This window comes from Pseudoxanthomonas sp. GM95 (assembly GCF_900109775.1).
GTDB lineage: Bacteria > Pseudomonadota > Gammaproteobacteria > Xanthomonadales > Xanthomonadaceae > Pseudoxanthomonas_A.
Genome location: NZ_FOAX01000001.1, coordinates 937,466 through 955,495, shown reverse-complemented (window position 1 = coordinate 955,495; position 18,030 = coordinate 937,466). Strand labels below are relative to the sequence as shown.

General features: G+C 67.2%; 17 protein-coding genes. 6 read left to right on the top strand and 11 right to left on the bottom strand.

What is annotated here, in order from left to right; genetic code table 11:
* Positions 1-36: 36 nt before the first annotated feature.
* The 3 genes from gorA to BMZ17_RS04555 all read right to left on the bottom strand — a co-directional run bounded on the left by gorA (position 37) and on the right by BMZ17_RS04555 (position 3,375).
* Positions 37-1,401 carry a glutathione-disulfide reductase gene (gorA, locus tag BMZ17_RS04565; protein WP_093138041.1) on the bottom strand — a complete coding sequence of 455 codons (1,365 nt, stop codon included), beginning with the start codon at positions 1,399-1,401 and terminating at the stop codon, positions 37-39.
* 179 nt (positions 1,402-1,580) lie between these two features.
* A complete protein-coding gene (locus BMZ17_RS04560; protein WP_093138040.1) occupies positions 1,581-2,819 on the bottom strand; it encodes a DUF418 domain-containing protein in 1,239 nt (412 codons plus the stop codon).
* A 76-nt stretch (positions 2,820-2,895) separates the two neighbouring features.
* On the bottom strand, positions 2,896-3,375 hold the full coding sequence (locus BMZ17_RS04555; protein WP_093136529.1) for an FKBP-type peptidyl-prolyl cis-trans isomerase: 480 nt from the start codon (positions 3,373-3,375) through the stop codon (positions 2,896-2,898).
* Positions 3,376-3,457: 82 nt separating this feature from the next.
* Here BMZ17_RS04555 and BMZ17_RS04550 point away from each other — a divergent pair, with 82 nt between their 5' ends.
* Both BMZ17_RS04550 and BMZ17_RS04545 read left to right on the top strand, forming a co-directional pair.
* The gene (locus tag BMZ17_RS04550; protein WP_093136527.1) at positions 3,458-4,015 is read left to right on the top strand and encodes a C40 family peptidase; all 558 of its coding nucleotides are present in this window, start codon (positions 3,458-3,460) and stop codon (positions 4,013-4,015) included.
* 215 nt (positions 4,016-4,230) lie between these two features.
* Positions 4,231-5,073: a C40 family peptidase gene (locus BMZ17_RS04545; RefSeq protein WP_093138039.1), complete on the top strand. Its 843-nt coding sequence runs from the start codon at positions 4,231-4,233 to the stop codon at positions 5,071-5,073.
* Between the two features lie 72 nt (positions 5,074-5,145).
* On the opposite strand, the gene BMZ17_RS04540 is transcribed toward BMZ17_RS04545, so the two are convergent.
* Positions 5,146-5,646, bottom strand: coding sequence for an acyl-CoA thioesterase (locus BMZ17_RS04540; protein ID WP_093136525.1), 501 nt, complete (start codon positions 5,644-5,646; stop codon positions 5,146-5,148).
* 245 nt (positions 5,647-5,891) lie between these two features.
* On the opposite strand from BMZ17_RS04540, the gene BMZ17_RS04530 reads away from it, so the two are divergent.
* Positions 5,892-7,217 carry a sigma-54 interaction domain-containing protein gene (locus BMZ17_RS04530; RefSeq protein WP_093136520.1) on the top strand — a complete coding sequence of 442 codons (1,326 nt, stop codon included), beginning with the start codon at positions 5,892-5,894 and terminating at the stop codon, positions 7,215-7,217.
* A 94-nt stretch (positions 7,218-7,311) separates the two neighbouring features.
* On the opposite strand, the gene BMZ17_RS04525 is transcribed toward BMZ17_RS04530, so the two are convergent.
* From BMZ17_RS04525 to BMZ17_RS04500, 6 genes are all read right to left on the bottom strand, one after another.
* Complete coding sequence (locus BMZ17_RS04525; RefSeq protein WP_254775185.1) at positions 7,312-8,700, bottom strand: transporter; 1,389 nt, start codon at positions 8,698-8,700, stop codon at positions 7,312-7,314.
* 41 nt (positions 8,701-8,741) lie between these two features.
* On the bottom strand, positions 8,742-9,566 hold the full coding sequence (locus tag BMZ17_RS04520) for a hypothetical protein (RefSeq protein ID WP_254775184.1): 825 nt from the start codon (positions 9,564-9,566) through the stop codon (positions 8,742-8,744).
* A gap of 12 nt (positions 9,567-9,578) precedes the next feature.
* The gene (locus BMZ17_RS04515; protein ID WP_093136517.1) at positions 9,579-10,280 is read right to left on the bottom strand and encodes a C39 family peptidase; all 702 of its coding nucleotides are present in this window, start codon (positions 10,278-10,280) and stop codon (positions 9,579-9,581) included.
* 120 nt (positions 10,281-10,400) lie between these two features.
* Entirely contained in the window at positions 10,401-11,633 is a 1,233-nt protein-coding gene (locus BMZ17_RS04510) for an adhesin (protein ID WP_093136515.1), read from the bottom strand.
* Positions 11,634-11,674: 41 nt separating this feature from the next.
* Positions 11,675-12,265 carry a hypothetical protein gene (locus tag BMZ17_RS04505; protein ID WP_093138036.1) on the bottom strand — a complete coding sequence of 197 codons (591 nt, stop codon included), beginning with the start codon at positions 12,263-12,265 and terminating at the stop codon, positions 11,675-11,677.
* Between the two features lie 55 nt (positions 12,266-12,320).
* Positions 12,321-12,863, bottom strand: coding sequence for a hypothetical protein (locus tag BMZ17_RS04500; protein ID WP_093136512.1), 543 nt, complete (start codon positions 12,861-12,863; stop codon positions 12,321-12,323).
* A 604-nt stretch (positions 12,864-13,467) separates the two neighbouring features.
* Here BMZ17_RS04500 and BMZ17_RS04495 point away from each other — a divergent pair.
* Together BMZ17_RS04495 and bla are read left to right on the top strand one after the other, a co-directional pair.
* Entirely contained in the window at positions 13,468-13,872 is a 405-nt protein-coding gene (locus BMZ17_RS04495) for a hypothetical protein (protein ID WP_093136510.1), read from the top strand.
* A complete protein-coding gene (gene bla / locus BMZ17_RS04490) occupies positions 13,872-14,738 on the top strand; it encodes a subclass B3 metallo-beta-lactamase (RefSeq protein WP_093136508.1) in 867 nt (288 codons plus the stop codon). Before BMZ17_RS04495 ends, bla begins: the two co-directional genes overlap by 1 nt.
* A gap of 78 nt (positions 14,739-14,816) precedes the next feature.
* Here the strand turns inward: bla and BMZ17_RS04485 are convergent, their stop codons facing one another.
* Positions 14,817-16,139 carry a dicarboxylate/amino acid:cation symporter gene (locus tag BMZ17_RS04485; protein WP_093136505.1) on the bottom strand — a complete coding sequence of 441 codons (1,323 nt, stop codon included), beginning with the start codon at positions 16,137-16,139 and terminating at the stop codon, positions 14,817-14,819.
* 205 nt (positions 16,140-16,344) lie between these two features.
* On the opposite strand from BMZ17_RS04485, the gene BMZ17_RS04480 reads away from it, so the two are divergent.
* Entirely contained in the window at positions 16,345-18,027 is a 1,683-nt protein-coding gene (locus tag BMZ17_RS04480; protein ID WP_093136502.1) for an alkaline phosphatase, read from the top strand.
* The last annotated feature ends 3 nt before the right edge of the window (positions 18,028-18,030 follow it).

The window sequence follows — 18,030 nt, the reverse complement described above, 5'->3', positions numbered from 1 at the left end:
GCGGCCCTGCTTCTTTATGGGGCACCTGCAGCGAGGTCAGCGCAGCAGCACCACTTCCTCGGCGCTGGTGGGATGGATCGCCACGGTGTCGTGCAGGTCGGCGAGCGTGGCGCCCAGCTTCACCGCCACGGCAAACCCCTGCAGGATTTCGTCCGCGCCCTCGCCCATCAGATGCACGCCGACCACGCGCTGCTCTTCGCCCACGCACACCAGGCGGAACAGGCTGCGCAGCGGCGCATCGCCCAGCGCATACAGCATCGGCCGGAACGCGGTGGACAGCAGCTGCACGGCGTCATCGCCGTACTTGGCGCGCGCCTCTTTCTCCGACAGCCCCACGCTGCCCAACGGCGGATGCGAGAACAACACCCGCGGAATGTTCTCGTAATCCAGCTTGGCCTTGGGCTGGCCGCCGAACAGGCGATCCATCAGGCGCCGCGCGGCGGCGATCGCCACCGGCGTCAGCTCCGGCCCCAGGTCGGTGACATCGCCGATGGCATGGATGCCGGCGACATTGGTGTCCTGCCAGGCATCGACCTGCACATAGCCATCTGCATCGCGACGGACGCCGACGTCTTCCAGCCCAAGGTCATGCGTATTGGGCACACGCCCGGTGGCGAAGATCACGCAGTCGAAAGGTTCCGACGACACATCGGTGTTCGTCACCACGCCAACCCGCGCGCCGGCCCTTTCAAGTGCGGTCACTTCGGTATTGAAGTGCAGGCCGATGCCCAGTTCGTGCAGGTTCTCCGCCAGCTGCAGCGTCAACCCGCGGTCGAAGGACTCCAGCAGGCATGGTCCGCGCACGAAGACTTCCACCTGGCTGCCCAGCGCCTGCAGCAGGCCAGCCAGTTCGACCGCGATATAGCCACCGCCGATCAACGCCACGCGCGCCGGCGCGGCACGCAGGTCGAAGAAGCCATCCGAATCGATCGCCAGCTCCGCGCCGGGAATGTCCGGATGCATCGGATGGCCGCCGGTGGCGATCAACACATGCGGTGCCTTCAGGTCCAGGCCGTTGTCGCAATGCACGCCGCCGGGGACCAGCGTGCCACGCGCGGGGATGCGCATGACGCCGGCGCCTTCCAACCGCTCGCGATAGCGCGCGTGGATGTTTTCGATATAACGCTGGCGATGGGCGATGAAGGTGTTCCAGTCCAGCGGACCGCCCGACACTGCAAACCCCATGTCGGCGGCCATCTCGACATACCGGGAGAGTTCGGCCGCCAGCCACATCGCCTTCTTCGGCACGCAGCCGACGTTGACGCAGGTGCCGCCAAGTTCGTCCGGCGCCAGGATCGCGACGCTGGCGCCATGCTCGGCCGCGCGAAACGCGCCAGCAAGGCCGCCGGAGCCGCCGCCGATGACGATCAGGTCGTACTGCGTGTTGTCGTGTTCCGCCATGCCATCCCACTCCATCCGATCAGGGCCGGCGCGCACATAGCCACCCGGCCGCGCGCCATGGCATCGACGATGCCCTTCCAACGCAGGCGGGCAGCATGACGGGTTCGGCTGCGTGGGACAGGTGACGACGCGCGCGGTGCGTTCATCGATGGCGACGTGGTGCTACGACGCCACGCGATTCAAGGCCGCGTGCGCCCTTGCGGCACGCGCGCATAGGTCAGCATGCGCAGCACCCATTCGGCCGGACCGAGGCGGCCCGACTTCAACCACGCCTGGCTCAGCCGCAACTGCAGCGCGAACAGTCCTAGCGCAAACACCACCTGCCAGCCACGCCCCAGGCCGAATGCGCCCAGCCCATAGCCGTAGAACACCCAGGTGCACACCAGCGACTGCAACAGGTAGTTGCTCAAGGCCAGGCGGCCGGCGGCGGCCAGCCGACCCGCCAGGCGCTGCATGCCCGGACGTTCGAGCCAATGCAGCACCCAGGCCACATAACCCAGGCACAGCGGCAGCGCCGCACTCGAAAACAGCGCGGCCGCCAGACAGGTGCGCAGATCCACACGCCCCGGCGCGATCCACGGCGTACAGGCCAGCGAGGCGCAGACCAGCGCTGTGCCCAGCGGCAAGGCGCCTACGCGAAAGCATTTCAACAACCGCGCATGTGCAGACGGTTGCGCGAACACCTCGGCCAGCCAGGCGCCGATCATGAAAAGCCCAAGCACCTGCGCGCCATTCATCGGCAGCACCGTGAGCGTTCCGCCCAGGTCGTGCAGGCGCTGCCAAGTCGCGGCTGCGTAATTGCCCTGTCCGTAGGCCGACTGCTGCGCCTGCGTGAGCGCGGCCATCGTGTCCGCCTGGGCTTGCAGTGAATGCTGCCAGCTCGGATCGCCGGCCAGCGCCAGTCCGGCAAGCCCGGCCAGCAGCGAGATCAGCGGCGGCACCAGGAACAATCCCAGCCCGACAAACGCCAGCGCGCGACCCAGCACGTCGCGGAACGCCAGCAGCACCAGTCCGCACAGCGCATAGGTCACCAGCACATCGCCGGACCACACCAGCAGCGCATGGGCCAGGCCGATCACCAGCAGGCCCAGGCAGCGTCGCCACCACACCCAGCCCAGCGACCAGCCCTCGCGCTCGGCGCGCCTGGCCATCACCGCAAACCCCGCGCCGAACAACAGCGAGAACAAGGCAATGAACTTGCCCTGCACCAAGACATAGATCGCCGCATCAGCCCAACGGTCCACGCCGTGCAATGCAGGATCGATCCCGGTCCCCATCACCGACGGCGGGCCAGCGAAGCCTTCCAGGTTCATCAGCAGGATGCCCAGCAGGGCAAGTCCCCGCAGCACGTCCATCACTGCCACGCGCGCGACCGGCGCCAGTGGCGCGGGACGCGTTGAAGCATGCGCGCCCGACATCAGCGCCAAGGCCTCAAACGAAGACGGCCCGCATCAAGCGGGCCGCCCATCGCGTCGGGAAGGGTCCCGATCAGTGTCAGTGCTCGACGCCGCCGTCGCCGTGCACGTGGCCGTGCTCCAGCTCTTCGGCCTTGGCTTCACGCACTTCGATCACTTCCACGTCGAAATGCAGGTCCTTGCCGGCCATCGGGTGGTTGAGGTCCACGTCGACCACGCTCATGCCGATTTTCTGGATCGTGACCGCGCGCGGGCCGAAGTTGGTCTGCAGCACAACCTGCTGGCCGACGCTGAGCTTCTGCGCGCCGAAGTGCTTCTTGGGCACGCGCTGGGTCAGGCCATCGCGGCGCTCGCCGTAGGCTTCGGCCGCACCGACGTCCACGCCGAAGCTCTCGCCGGCTTCCTTGTCCATCATCGCGTTTTCCAGGCCCGGGATGATGTTACCGTGGCCGATCAGGATCGCCAGCGGCTCGCGGTCCTTGGAGGTTTCCAGCGGCTCGGAGCCGACTTCGGAAACGGTGTAGTGGAAACGCACGACGCTGTCTTTGGCGATTTTCATTGAAAACTCTTGGGTGGGCCGCGGTGCGCGGCTTGAAGGCGCGGCTTGTCTGCCGCAGGGCGTGCGGTCAACATTGGCCGCGATGAAGACCGCCCATTATCCCGGCTCGCCCCGGTGCTTGCCAGTCGCCCGCGCCGCCGCCGGCCTCGTCCTGGGCGCGACCCTGCTGCTGGCCGGCTGCGGCAGCGAGCGCGAGGCGGTCCGCAAGCCGGCGCCGCCGGCCTCCACCCGGGTCTGGCCGACCACCCAGGTCGGCGATCCGGCCGCGGTCAACAATGTCCTGATGCGCGCCCTGGGCCTGGTCGGCACGCCCTATCGCTATGGCGGCAACACGCCGGATGCGGGCTTCGACTGCAGCGGCCTGGTCAGCTACGTCTATCGCGACATGCTGGACCTGCGCCTGCCGCGCACCTCGCGCGACCTTGCCCAGGTCCAGGGCCCGAAGATCGCCGAAGACCGCCTGGCGCCGGCCGACCTGGTGTTCTTCGGCACCCGCGGCAACGTCAGCCACGTCGGCATCTACGTGGGCGAAGGGCGCTTCGTTCACGCGCCCAGCACCGGCGGCACGGTGCGCCTGGACCACCTCGACGGACCGTACTGGCGGGACCACTACACGGGTGCCCGCCGCGTTGTTAACTAAACGTGATCTTTGAAATGTGATGGATCTCGCATGTGACACAACGAATTAATAACGAACTTTGAACATTTTCACCAAGGTCTAACGGCAAACTCCAATCTCCGCCGCGAAACCTTCACCTGCCCGTGACGATCGACGACCTGCCGACAGGCCAGCCGCTCACCACCCGCCGACTCCGTCGCGGTTCGCTTCATCTCCTGATCCTGGCCCTGCTGGGCATGTCCGCATCGCCGTTGGCGATGGCCCAGGACGTCGCCAGCACGCAGGCCCAGCCGGTCTCGGCCGATGTCGCCACGGTGACCAGCCCGGTCGCGACCACCGTCGCCACCGGCGTGCCCACCACGATCAACCCGAACACCGCCGCCGTGCCGGCTGGCCAGGCCATCGCGCCAGCCGCCACGCCCGCACCGCTGGCCATTGCCATTCCCGCCACCGCACTGGCACCGGCTGCTGCCGTCCCGGCCGTCGCCGCCACCACGACCACCAGCGCCAGCCTGCGCGACAAGGCCACCCAGGCTGCCGCCGCCACCCTGACCGCCCTGCTGCCGCGCCTGGCCGCCAGCGACACGGTCCCGGTGATGGACCGTTCGGCCATGCTGGCCGGCGACCTGAGCCGCCTGCTGAGCAATTACGACCTGACCGGCGCCGCCGCCGCGGCCCACGACCAGAACGACATCGGCAAGATCCAGAACGTGCTGCAGCGCGCCCTGACCCTGCTGGGCACTCCGTATCGCTGGGGCGGCACCGATCCGGACAGCGGCCTGGATTGCAGCGGCCTGGTCGGTTACGTGTTCCGCACCGCGCTGGGCGTGGACCTGCCGCGCGTCTCGCGCGACATGGCCGCCGATGGCGATGGCCAGCTGATCAAGAGCCGCGACGAACTGCGTCAGGGCGACCTGGTGTTCTTCGGCGTTCGTGGCCGCGTCAACCACGTGGGCATCTACGTGGGCGAAGGCCGCTTCCTGCACTCGCCCAGCACTGGCAAGGACGTCCGCGTCGATACGCTGACCTCCGGCTATTGGGGTGGCCGCTTCATGCAGGCCCGCCGCGTGGCGATGTAAGCGCCACCTGCCCCGCAAAAGAAAAAGCCGGCGCAAGCGCCGGCTTTTTTGTGGCCCGTGATCTGCCGCCGCTCAGCTCGCGTCGGCGTGGAACGCCGCCACGGTCTGCTCGATGCCCTTGCTCAGCTCCATCACCTTCATGGCGTACTCGGCCAGGCGGTGGTCTTCGTCGTTGGTCGGCGTCCACGGCGGCACCGCGGTCGGCTTGCCTTCGGCCTGGTCCATCGCCACGAACACGATCACGCAATGCGTGCACAGGCGGCTGGCGGAGTTGCCGTCATCCAGGCCCAGGTCGCGGGCACGCACGTCCACCGCGAAATGCATGCTGCTGGTGCCGGTGTGGACCAGCTTGGCGGTGATGGTCACTAGGTCGCCGATCCGGATCGGGGCGACGAAGCGGATCCCGCCCACGGCCACCGTCACGCTGTAATGGCCGCTCCAGCCGACCGCTGCGGCATAGCCGACCTGGTCGATCCAGCGCATCACCACGCCGCCGTGGACCTTGCCACCGTAGTTGACGTCCTTGGGCTCGGCCAGGAATCGAAAAGTCAGTTCACGCTGTTCGCCGCGCATGCAGGCCTCCTGGTTGGAAGCGCCCAGTATGCCCACCTGCGTGACGGCCTTCGATGATTTGGCCGTGGAAAGCGCGGCCGCTTGGACGGTTTCGCGGCGGACCGCGTTGTTGGAGGAAGCGCTGACGGCAGGACGCCTCTGTGCTTGGACATCCGTGATGGTAATCACACTTATCCGGCGGAACGAATACGATCTGCGCACCAAGCAAGGGCACGACTGAGCCGCGCACTCCTGGGAGGGATGACATGGCGCACGTGGAACACGCGAACGGCTGCATCGTCTGGTTCGGGATTCCCCGCCAGGACGAGCGGGGAATCCTGGCCGCCAATGGCTGGCAACTCCGCGTCACCGAGATCGCCGCCGACAGCAACGTCGGCATCCGAAAGGGCGAACACGTCCTGGGCCTGCTGGACCTGCGCGGCGCCGACCGTTCCACTTTGGAGTCCCTGCAGCGGATCGCCGGCGAGCACGCCTACCTGCCGCTGCTGGCGGCCATCGACGACCACGCGGTGTCGGACCCGTCGCTGCGCGAGCTGCTGCGCAGCTGCCGCGGCAGCTTTTCCACGCCGACCGAACTGGCCGCCCTGCTGGAGCGCATCGCCGCAGGCGATCACGCCGACAAGCCGCGGTTGAACGTCTTGGTCGGCCAGAGCCCGGCGATGCAGCAGGTGCGCACCAACATCTACAAGTACGCGCCGGTCAACCTGCCGGTGCTGATCACCGGCGCGACCGGCACCGGCAAGGAGATCGCCGCACGCGCCCTGCATGCGCTGTCGCCGCGACGCGACCAGCCGTTCGCCCCGCTCAACTGCGGCGCGCTGGCGCCGCATCTGGTGCAGTCGGAACTGTTCGGCCATGAGCGCGGTGCGTTCACCGGCGCGGCCACGCGCCGGCTGGGCCTGTTCGAATCGGCCAACGGCGGCAGCGTGTTCCTGGATGAGATCGGTGACCTGCCCCTGGAAGCCCAGACCAATCTGCTCCGTGTCCTGCAGGAAGGCACGCTGGAGCGCGTGGGCAGCAACCAGCCGGTCAAGGTGGACGTGCGCATCCTTGCCGCCACGCACGTGGATCTGGAACAGGCGGTGGAAGCCGGGCGCTTCCGCAGCGACCTGTTCTACCGCCTCAACGTGCTGCGTCTGCAGATGCCGCGGCTGGCCGATCGCGGCGAGGACATCGAACTGATGGCGCAGCATTTCCTGGATCGGTTCCGCGAACACAACCCGATCCGCGCGCGCACCTTCGACGCCGGCGCGCGGCGGGCGATGCGCACCTTCGCCTGGCCGGGCAATGTGCGCGAGCTGATCAACCGTATCCAGCGCGCCGCCGTCATGGCCGACCGCGAGCTGCTCAGTGCGCGCGACCTGGAACTGGACGGCGCCCTGCCGCTCGCGGGCGACAACGCCCCGCCGCTGCACGACACCCGCGGCTGTGCCGAGCGCAACGCGGTGATGGGGATGCTGCGCGAATGCGGCTTCAACGTCAGCCAGGCCGCGCGCCGCCTGCAGGTCTCGCGCGTGACGCTGTATCGCCTGCTGCACAAGCATGGACTGCACGTCGAACAGATGCGCTGAAACCGTCGAACCTGTCGGCAGTGGATCGTCAACGCCTGAAAACGGAAAACCCCTGCCGACATGCAGGCGTTTTCGTTTCAGCACGTCGCGCGCATCAAAGCGTGTACGGCACCTTGACCGCCAGGCTGAAGTCCGGCGCATCCGGGGTCAGGCCGATGCCGAGCAAGGTCACCATCGTGGTCTTCTGGTTGAGCGCGTAGGTCACGCCCAGGTTGAACGCCGCCGCGTTGGCATCGCTGCCGATCACTTTGATCCACGGCGTGCCGTCGTAACGCGTCTTGGCGCGTGCGCTGAAACGCTCGGTCAGCGACATGCTCAAAGAGGTCCGCTCGTTGAAGGCAAACGCCACGCCGGCGCCGAAGTAATAGGAATTGCCCAGTTGCACGCTGCCCGGATTGACGGTGTCGGGATTGCTGTCGATATCGTCGAAGTCGCGTTCGAACGAATACGTCGCGCCCAGGTTGGCGAACAGGATCGCCGGGTCGGCCGTCTTGACCACCGACAGCCCCAGCGTGGCCTGCCACACGCCGTTGCCGGTCGGCTGTTCCTCGGGCACGGCGAAGCGGATGAACTGATCGTCATCTCGCTCCAGCACCTTCCACGGAATGCCGTAGGGCTCACGCCCGGTCGGCGCAGTGACACCGGCGGTGAGCACGGTCTCCGGCCAGCGCCCGTGTTCGCCGAACAGCTTGTAGTTGGCGCTCAACGAGACATCGCCCAGGCCGGTGCCGGTGGTTTCCTCCTGCGCGATCGCCGCGGCCGAGCCGCCTGCCCCGCCCTTCTGGTAGACGGTCTTGCGGCCCAGGTAGGGCACATCGACGTTCAAGGTCAGGCGCGGGCTCAGGCCCCAGCGCGCGGCCAGGTTGTAGGTGAGCGTGTCGGACTCGACGTTCTCGATCGCGATGTTGCCGAGGAAGATCGCATCCAGCGCCAGGAAGCCATTGAGCGTGAACTGCTTCCGGTCGTAGCGGTTGTAGCTGATGCTGTTCTCGATGGTCAGGCGCTGGTTGAACAAGGCCTGGTTCTGCTGCTTGACGTCGGCCACGCTGCGCATGGCTTCCTTCGCACGTGCGGCTTCTTCCGCAGTGCCGGCGTAGTTGCCGTCGGCTTGGCGCGGTGCGGGCGCTTGCGCGATCCGCGTGGCGGCAGCGGGCAAGGGCATGTCGTCGGCAGCCGTGGCGGAAGGATCGATCGACGAGGCCGGCGGCACCTTGCCGTTGACCTTGGCCTGCAGCGCCTGCATCTGCATGTCCAGTTCGCGCAGGCGCCGGATCTCCTGCGCGTAGCTGGCCTTGATCTGTTCCAGCTGCTGGCGCATCGCTTGCATTTCGCCGGGACTGGGCGCGGACTGGGCGCCCTCCAGCGGCGCGACCGGAGGCGTCGTCGCCTGTTGCGCCTGCGCGCCGAACGACAGCGCTGCCAGCAGGCCGCCTGCGACGGTGCCGCCCAAGCCCTGCATCACGCCAGAAGATTTGCGTTCCATGATCCCTGCCCTGCCCGTTGCGTGGTCCATGCGATTGATCGTCAGAAGTGCGCGGGCGTCACGCCGCGGCTGAAGCCGATGGCTTGCGCCACGTTCTGCAGCAGCGCGCCGCCGGCGGTGCCCGACTGCCGGATCAGGGTCAACTCCATCGAGTTGCTGATGTTCTGGTGGTAGCTGCCGAGCTGGATGGTCTGGCCCATGCTGCCGTTGCCGATCCATTGCTGGACCGCGCCGGCGCCTTCGATCTGAAGCATCACGCGCGCCGCGCCGGCATCGACACTGGCTTGCGCCAACGCGCCCTCGTTGCGTGCGCGCAGCGTGACCGCGGCGCCCTCCCCCAGCACGCTGGCATTGGCACCGGTCGCTGGGATACTGCCGCCTTCCAGCACGCGCAGTCGCGTGACGTTGGACGCGATGTTGCCGTCGCCAGCGACCTGCACGCTTTGCACCATGCCCTTGACGTTGCCCAGCCCCGCGCCATCGACCATGTTGTGCGTGGGCGATGCCGCATCGGCCAGCGCGCTGGGCGCCTCGATGCTCGTGATGCTGACGACCGGCTCGAAGGTCACTACCGGACGCTGCTTGCCATCGCTGAAATCCATGCCGATCTTCAGCGCGCTCTGCAGCACCTGGCCGGTGTCGCTTTGCCAGCTTGAATTCATGGTCACGCCGAACCAGGCCACGCTGCCGGCATCGACCGTGTAGCGGCCGCGCATATCACCTAACTCCTCGTCGGAGATCTCGGTGATGCCCGCCGGTGGAGATGCTGCTTCATCCTGTTGCAGCGCTTGTTCGGCATGCGCGCGCGCGGCCAATTGCGCACTGGCCAGCGCCACGCTGAGCGCTGCGATCCTGCAAATGTTCATGACGGAAACTCCCTAGAAGAGATCGGCGTGGGTAAAGCCGAAATCGAGCAGTTCTGCATCGGTGATCGGCCCCTGCCGCCCATACAGCGCGCGTGCGCTGGCCTTGCCGGTGCGCTCCAGCAGCACCGTGTTGCGATCGAAATCGCTGCCGATGACGATGAACACCGCCTTGGTCGGCCAGGCCTGGTCGAATTCGGCCAGGCTGATCGTGCGATTGCCCAGGATCGGATCGGCCAGCTCCACGTCGTCGCCGACGATCTGCTTGAGCACCACGAAATGGCGGAAACCGCGCACGTCCATCAGCACCAGGCCCGGCACCCGCAGCGAACGCAGGCGCTCCTGGTCGACGCGATAGCCGCGACCGCGCATCCCAAGCGATTCGACGTAGCGCTTGATGTCCAGCAGCGAGAACCCGCGCTGGGCGACGATCTCGCGATCGGACACGCCCATCAGCCCCTGGATCACCGTGTGCTCGTCGGCATCCAGCCGGTAGCCGTACTTGAGGATGGTGGCCAGCGCCGCCGCACCGCAGCTGTAGTCGGTGTGCTGGCGCACGATGTAGCGGAAGCGCGTCTCGCGCATGCTCAGCACATCGCTTTCAAATTGAGCGCCGTTGGGCAGCACACCACTGAAGCTGACGCCGCCCGCATCGGCTCGCACCGCGCCGCCGGCCAGCGTCAACGCCACACACCCCATCGCAAGGACACGCCGCATGCGTGACTCCGATCCGTGAAAGTGAAGGTGAACCCCGCCCGCGCACGGGCGGGGTTCGGTCCGGCGCGGGCAGGACGCCAGCGCCGGTGTGCCACGTCGGCCCTGCGGCCGGGTGGACTTTTACAGCTCGCCGCCACCGCCGGTGCCGCCACCGGTCGACGGTTGCGCCACGGCCATCGCCAGGCTGTTGGCCTGCAGGTTGCCGGTACCGGCCGCCACGTTGACGCCGATGTTGCCGGACGCGCCGGAGAAGGCACTGCCGGACAGCGACGCGGTGTTGGTGGCGTTCTGCACGATCCAGTCGGTGGTGGTCACCGTGCCGGTCAGGTTGGCATCCAGTTCGGCATAGCCCAGTTCGATGAAGCCCAGCTCGCCGGACTCGCTGCCTTCGTAGCTGCCTTCGGCGCTGTTGTCGAACGCGATGCCGCCCACGCCCGGACGGTTCGGGTTGGCGATCGCGCCCTGCGCGTCGGCATCCCAGTCGCTGTGGCCGGTCTGGTTGCCGGCCGGATGGGTGCTGCCCGTCCAGTTGTCCGGATAGAAGTTGTTGGCCTGATAGGACATGCCCTCGCTGGAGGTGCTGCCCGAGGTCGAACCTTCGTATCCGCCGTAGCCATAGCCCAGCGTGTAGCCATCGACCGTGCCGGACAGGGCCACGTCGACGGTGCGGCTGACTTCTTCCACGACGCCGGCGTTGGACACCATGTTGCCCGCCGAGATCTGGTTGGAGCTGACGCTGGACTGGGCCACTGCAGAGGTCGCGACCGAGGCAGCCATCGCGTTCTTCTGCATGTTGTTGTTGCCCGAGGCGACGTTGACGCCGATGTTGCCGGCGGCATTGGCGAACGCGTTGGAACCGATCGCCGCGTTGTTGGCTACACCCTCGTTGTAGGTCAGGTTGGAGGCACCGGCCTGATGTACGAACACCTCGGCATCGGCCATGCCGAAGCTGAAGCTGGCATCGGCCGCCGACAGCGCCGCGGCGTTGTCCTGCGCGTTGTTGTCGCCCGCGGCGGTGTTGAACGCCAGGTTGCCCGAGGCGCCGGAAGCCACGTCATCGCTGATGGTGGCGTCATTGCTGAGCAGATAGTTCTCGGCACCGTTGTTGGTGGTGCTCTGGCGGTTGTCGACGACCGCGATCGCGGCCGAATCGATGTCGATGGTGCCGGTGATTTCGGGATCGCCAGACAGGCTGATGTCCGTGCTCAGTGCCAGGTCCTTCTTCAGCCTGACGTCGACATCGTGCCGGTTCCTGTCGGCGCGCTGCCCGCTTTCCTGTGCAGATACCGAACCGCTGACGGTGACCACGGTAATCGCCGCGGCGAGCATCGTCCATTTCAGATTGGCTTTCATGATGGTTCTCTCTCCAAGACGCATGACTAGGTGGTTGTGTTTCACGGCGTGGCTTGCACCGAAATCCCGACCTGGTTGCTGGTGGTATTGCCTGACCCCGCGATCTGGTTGAGTTGCAACACCCCCTCGAACCCCTGCAGCGCCGTGGATTCCACCGCGACGCTGCGCAGGCCACGTGGCCCGCTGGTGTCCTGGGAAGATCGCTCCCCTGCCGACGCGTCGCGCACGGGCAAGGCCAGAGCCTCGTCTGACGTTTCGCGTATGCCTCGTTCGGCCAGTGCCGCTGTGACGACGTTGAGTTCGGCATTGCCCGAACCACTGGCCTGATTGATCGACACCAGCCCGCTGGCGCCGTTGAGTGCGTTCCCGCCGATGCTGGCCGAGGCGTGCATCGGGTCGTTGTCGATGACGCGGTCGCCGCTGGAAAGCTGGCGCGCGTCGACCAGCGCATCGGCCTGCTGGCCGCGCGCGATGCTGCGCAGGTTGGCCTGCAGGTTGGCGTCGCCGGCGGCGAGGTTCACCGCGATGGCGCCGCTGGCCTCGGTGAGCGCCTGGCCATCGATGCGACTGTTGGTGAGGTAGACCAGCATCTGGCTGTAGTCGTCGCCGGCCTGCGCGCGTGCGCTGGGCATCGCCAGCACCAGTGCCGCGCAGACGACGACCAGACGGGCAAGGGCAGCGACCATGTCAGTTGCCTCCCGGGCCGCTGCTGCCGCCCATCATCGGGAACTGCGCCAGTGCACCGGTGACCTGATCGGCGACGCCACGCGTCGCGCCGCCGATCGAGCCGGTGACGCCGCCCACCATCTGGTTGACCGTATTGCCGCCGCCATCGCCATTGGCGAGCGTGCCCAGTGGGCCGGCCAAATTCTGCCGGGTCATGCGCTCGACTGTGGTCTGGTCGCGCACCTGCAGCGCGCCGGAAGCGCCGGAATCGAACGCGGCGTATTCCTCGTCCGACAGCTCGCCCAGGTCGGAAGGCGCACGTGTCCCCAAGGCGCCTGCCAGTTCGCGCTGTGGCGAGGGATTGACGATCAGGGCGACGCCGGGCGGCGCAGGCCGATAGGCCGGTCGCGCGGAGACATCGCGCAGCAGGACGATCTCGCCGCCGCTCGCATTGACGCCGCGACGGGCTTCGGCCGCCGGTGCCGTCGCGCTGATCCCCAATAGCAGGAGCAGCACCCAAGCCGTGCCGTCATGCCGCGTCCCATCCCGGGTGCCAAGTGCCATCGTCCTTCCCCAACTGCCGTGTGCGGGGTAAGAGCAGGGGTCGTGCCAGATTATTTATTCAATAAAATCATTGGCTTATTGAATGACTCTATGAAAATGGGCCGACCCCGCTGTTACGGATCCGATACACCCCGGGCGGCGGAAACCGGATGTGCTTCAAGCGTGGCAAGCGTTCCGCGCGATCGCCCGCGGTGTATCGAAAGGCTTACACCCAGGCCCCACCGTTACGAAAGTGTTCAAGCGCGAACGGAGCACTTTCACGAAAATTTTGGATGGCCGCTCGCCGATAAAAATGCGTTTGCGCACGACATTGATCACGCGCCGCCATCCCGCAAATCGCGACGCGTGGTACCTGCATCTGGGACGCTCACAGGCGAGCAGCAACAGAAACGTGGCGGCTTCAACCGTCCGGGCTGCGCACGCCACGCAATGCACGACGCTCGACCGCTGCAGGAAAACACAGGCGACACAGACATCACTCCGGACGCGCATCACACGCGGAATCGACGACGCCGCAAAACGCCAGGCCACGTCCCAGGCGAGTTGCGGCCACGCCGGCTTTCGCGCGATCCTCCGCCTTCCCACTCAATGGAATGAATGCCGCATGCGTACCTTCATGGGCCTGCTGCTGGGTAGCGTGATCGCCGCCGCCGTCCTGGCCGGCGCGGGCTATGGCTACCAGCATCTGTATCGCCTGCCCGCCGGCGCCGATTTCTACACCGTCTCCAATCTCGCCGAATACGCACTGGCCGCGCCACGCGAAGCGCTGGCCTGCCTGATCGGTGGCTGCGCGTTGGCAGGACTGCTCGGCGGCTGGGCCGCGGCACGCATGTCGGCTGCCCATCGCGGCGGCGCGGCGATCACCGTCGGCGCGCTGGTGATGGGCGCGGTGATCGCACTGGCGGTATTCGTGCCCTTCCCGGCCTGGGTCACGGTGGCCAGCCTGCTGCTGCCGATTCCGATGGCCTTGTGCGCCACGCGCATGGCCACGCCGCGCCTGGAAGTCTGATGCGCCTTGTGATGTTGAGTGCGGCGCTGATGCTCACCGCCGCGGGATCGGCCCATGCGGAAAAACCCCTGCCCCAACTGGACGCCTATCACGTCGACGCCGCGTGGCTGACGCCGGTCAAGCCGGTGCAGATCAGCGACCATGTCTGGCAGGTCGGCACCGCAAGCATTTCGTCGCTGCTGGTGAAGACCGACGCTGGCGCGATCCTGATCGATGGCGGTATGCCGCAGGCCAGCGACATGATCCTGGTCCACCTGGCGTCGCTGGGTGTCAAACCGTCCGATGTGCGTTTGATCCTGCACAGCCATGCGCATGCCGATCACGTTGGACCGCTTGCCGCCCTGCAGCGCGCGACTGGCGCCACGGTGGTCAGCAATGCCGAGTCGGCCGTGCTGCTCCAGCACGGTGGCAGCAACGACATCCACTTCGGCGACGAAATCACCTTCGCGCCGCTCACGCCGGGCCGCATCGTCCAGGACGGTGAAGTGGTGCAGCTCGGCAGCACCGCGCTGACCGTGCATTTCACCCCGGGCCACACGCCGGGCAGCATGAGCTGGACCTGGACCGACACCCGCGACGGCAAGCCGCTGAAGATCGCCTACGTCGATAGCCTGAGCGCGCCGGGCTATCGCCTGGTCGGCAACCCGCGCATCCCGCATCTGGTCGACCTGTTCCAGCACAGCTTCGCCACCGTGCGCGCCCTGCCCTGCGACCTGCTGGTCACGCCGCACGCCGATGGCAGCGGCTGGGATTACGCCGCGCCTTCCAACCCGCATCCATCGCCGATGACCTGCAAGGCCTACGCCGATGCCGCGGAAAAGAAATTCAACGCACAGCTGCAGGCGGAAACCACGCGCGGCAAATAGTCCGCCCTCAGCATCGCACGGCAAAACGGCGCGCCGATCAGGACGCGCCGTTTCTTGTTTTTGGCACTCGCAGGTGGGTCAGCGTTCCGCCGCTTGCTCCACGCCGACATTGGTCGACGCCGCGTCGTACACCTGCTTGTCCAACAGGCCGGTTTCGCGCGCCACCAGCACCGGCACCAGCATCTGGCCGGTGACATTGGTCAGGGTGCGCATCATGTCCAGGATGCGGTCGATCGCGTAGAGATAGCCGATGGTTTCCAGCGGCAGGCCCGCGGCGGTCAGCACCACGGTGGCCATCACCACAGCCGTGCCCGGCACGCCAGCGGTGCCGAAGCTGCCCAGCACCGAGGCGATCATCACGATGAAGTACTGGTTGCCGGTCAGCGGCACGCCGGTGTACTGGGCGATGAAGACCGCGCACAACGCCGGGTAGATCGCGCCGCAGCCATCCATCTTGATGCTCGCACCCAGCGGCACGGCGAAGGACGCATAGTCCTTGTTGACGCCCAGGTTGTGGGTGATCGAGCGCATCGCCACCGGCATCGCCGCGAAGCTGGACGAGCTGACAAAGGCCACCTGCATGCCCGGCGCAGCACCGCGGAAGAACTTCAGCGGGTTCAATCCATGCGCGATCAGCAGGCCGCCGTAGACGATCACCACATGCAGGATGCAGGCGATGTAGAGGGCCAGCACGAAGTTGCCCAGCGGCAGCAGCTTCTCGAAGCCGTAGGCGCCGACCAGCGCGGCGATCAGGCCGAAGGTGCCGATCGGGGTGACTTCCAGCACGAAGCGGGTCACCTGGATCATGATCTCGCTCATCTGCGCGGTGAGCTTGCGCGCCTCGGCGACGCGGTCACCCAGCTTGACCATCGCAAAGCCCAGCAGCGCGGCGAAGAAGATCACCGGGAGGATCGAACCGCGCCCGGCCGCCAGCACGGTTTCACCGGCGCTGTTGACCCGTGTGCCGATGCCGGTCAGGGCGAAGAACGGGTTGGACGGCACCACGTCCAGCAGTACCTTGATCGGGCTGGGCACATCGCGCGGCTTCCACGCCGAATCGATGCCAATGCTCAGCGCGCCGGTGCCCGGCTGCATGATCGTGCCGACCAGCAGGCCAATGCCCACCGCCAGGCAGGCGGTGATGACGAACCAGCCGAAGGTGCGCGCGCCCAGCGCGGCGATCGACTTCTGCCCGCTCAATGCCGAAATCGCGTTGATCACCGCGAAGAACACCAGCGGGATGGCGATCATCTTGATCAGGGTGACGTAAAGGTCGCCCAGCGGCCCGAACCAGGTCTCCGCATTCGGCCCGAACGCCCAGCCGGCCAGCGCGCCCAGCACGAAGCCGGCCACCACGCGTTGCCAGAACGGGATCTTCAGCCATGCCTGCACCAGCTTCATCGCCACACCTTTGCCGTCATTTTGGTCAGGATCGCACCTTAGCTTAGGTGCCTGGCCGTGGCGACGCCGGCCGTGGAACCCGGCAGACCAGTGGCGGGACATCGCCGCGTCGGCAGCCCCGGATGACATCGTGGACAGCCGTCATGGGACTGCCGCAGGCGCTGCGCATAATCGCTGGTCCCCTCTCGAACACACCCAATCCCGCATGCGTCCAGTCACCCGCATCGCCGCCGCCCTGACCGTCACTCTGCTGGCCGGCTGCGCGACTTCGCCCTCGCCCACCGCCGCCGTGCCCCGCATCGACGTGCCCGCCGTTGCCCATCCGCAGGGCGAAACCCCGCAGTGGTGGTACCGCAGCGGCGCCGCGCGCGCAGCCGGCAACGGCGCGATGGCCGGCAAGGCCCGCAACGTGATCCTGTTCCTGGGCGATGGCATGAGCCTGACCACGGTGGCCGCCGCGCGCATCCTGGAAGGCCAGCGCAAGGGCAACGCCGGTGAAGAGAACGCACTGAGCTGGGAGAGCTTCCCCGCCACCGCGCTCAGCAAGACCTACAACACCGATTCGCAGACACCCGATTCGGCCGGCACCATGACCGCGATCATGACCGGCGTGAAGTCGCACATGGGCGCCATCGGCGTCAGCGCCGGCAGCCGCAGCGACTGCGCCGACAGCTTGAACAAGGGCCTGCTGACCTGGATGCAGCTGGCCGACAGCGCCGGCCTGGCCACCGGCATCGTCACTACCGCGCGCCTGACCCACGCCACGCCCGCGGCGACCTACGCCCACACGCCCGAGCGCAACTGGGAAAGCGATGCCGACCTGCCCGAAGCCGCCAAGGCCGCTGGCTGCACCGACATCGCCCAGCAGCTGCTCACCGATGCGCGCTTCGGCCGTGGTCCGCAGGTGGCGCTGGGCGGCGGACGCAGCGAGTTCCAGCCCGCCACCGAGCGCGACCCGGAGTACGACGACAAGGTCGGCCTGCGCCTGGATGGCCGCGACCTGGTGGCCGAGTGGAAGCAGGCCCATCCCGACGGCGTGTACGTTTGGAACACCGGCGCGTTCGAAGCGGCCAGGACCGCGCCGGCGCTGCTGGGCCTGTTCGAGCCGGACCACATGCAGTTCGACCACGATCGCAACCGCACCGCGCAGGGCGAACCCAGCCTGGCAGAGCTGACCACCGTCGCCATCCAGAATCTCTCGCGCAAGCCGGAAGGCTTCGCCCTGATGGTCGAGAGCGGTCGCATCGACCACGCCAACCATTCCGGCAACGCCTTCCGTGCGCTCGATGAAACCGTGGCCCTGTCCGATGCCGTGCGCGCCGCGGTGCAGACCGCACCGCCGGACACGCTGATCATCGTCACCGCCGACCACTCGCACTCGCTCAACTTCGTCGGCTACCCGGTGCGCGGCAACCCGATCCTGGGCAAGGTGCGCGGCGTATCGGGCGAGGACGGCGACAAGTCACAGTACGCACGCGACCTCAATGGCCAGACCTTCACCACGCTCAACTACGCCAACGGCCCGGGCTATCCCGGCCAGAGCAACCAGCAGGCGGCGGGCGCGAAACACTTCCCGCACGATCCGTCCGAGTTCCAGGCGTCCAATGGCCGTCCCAACCTGGACGCGGTCAATACCGAAGATCCGGACTACATGCAGGAAAGCATGATCCCGCTGAAATCCGAGAGCCACGGCGGCGATGACGTGGGCATCTGGGCCACCGGCCCGGGCAGCACCGCCTTCCACGGCACCGTCGAGCAGAACACGATCTACCACCTGATCGTGCAGGCGACGCCGACCCTGCGTCAGCGGCTGTGTGCGGCGGGCACGTGTGATGCGAATGGGGTCCCGGTGGAGTTGCCGGTGTCGAAGGTGTTTGAGGCGAAGTAGTCG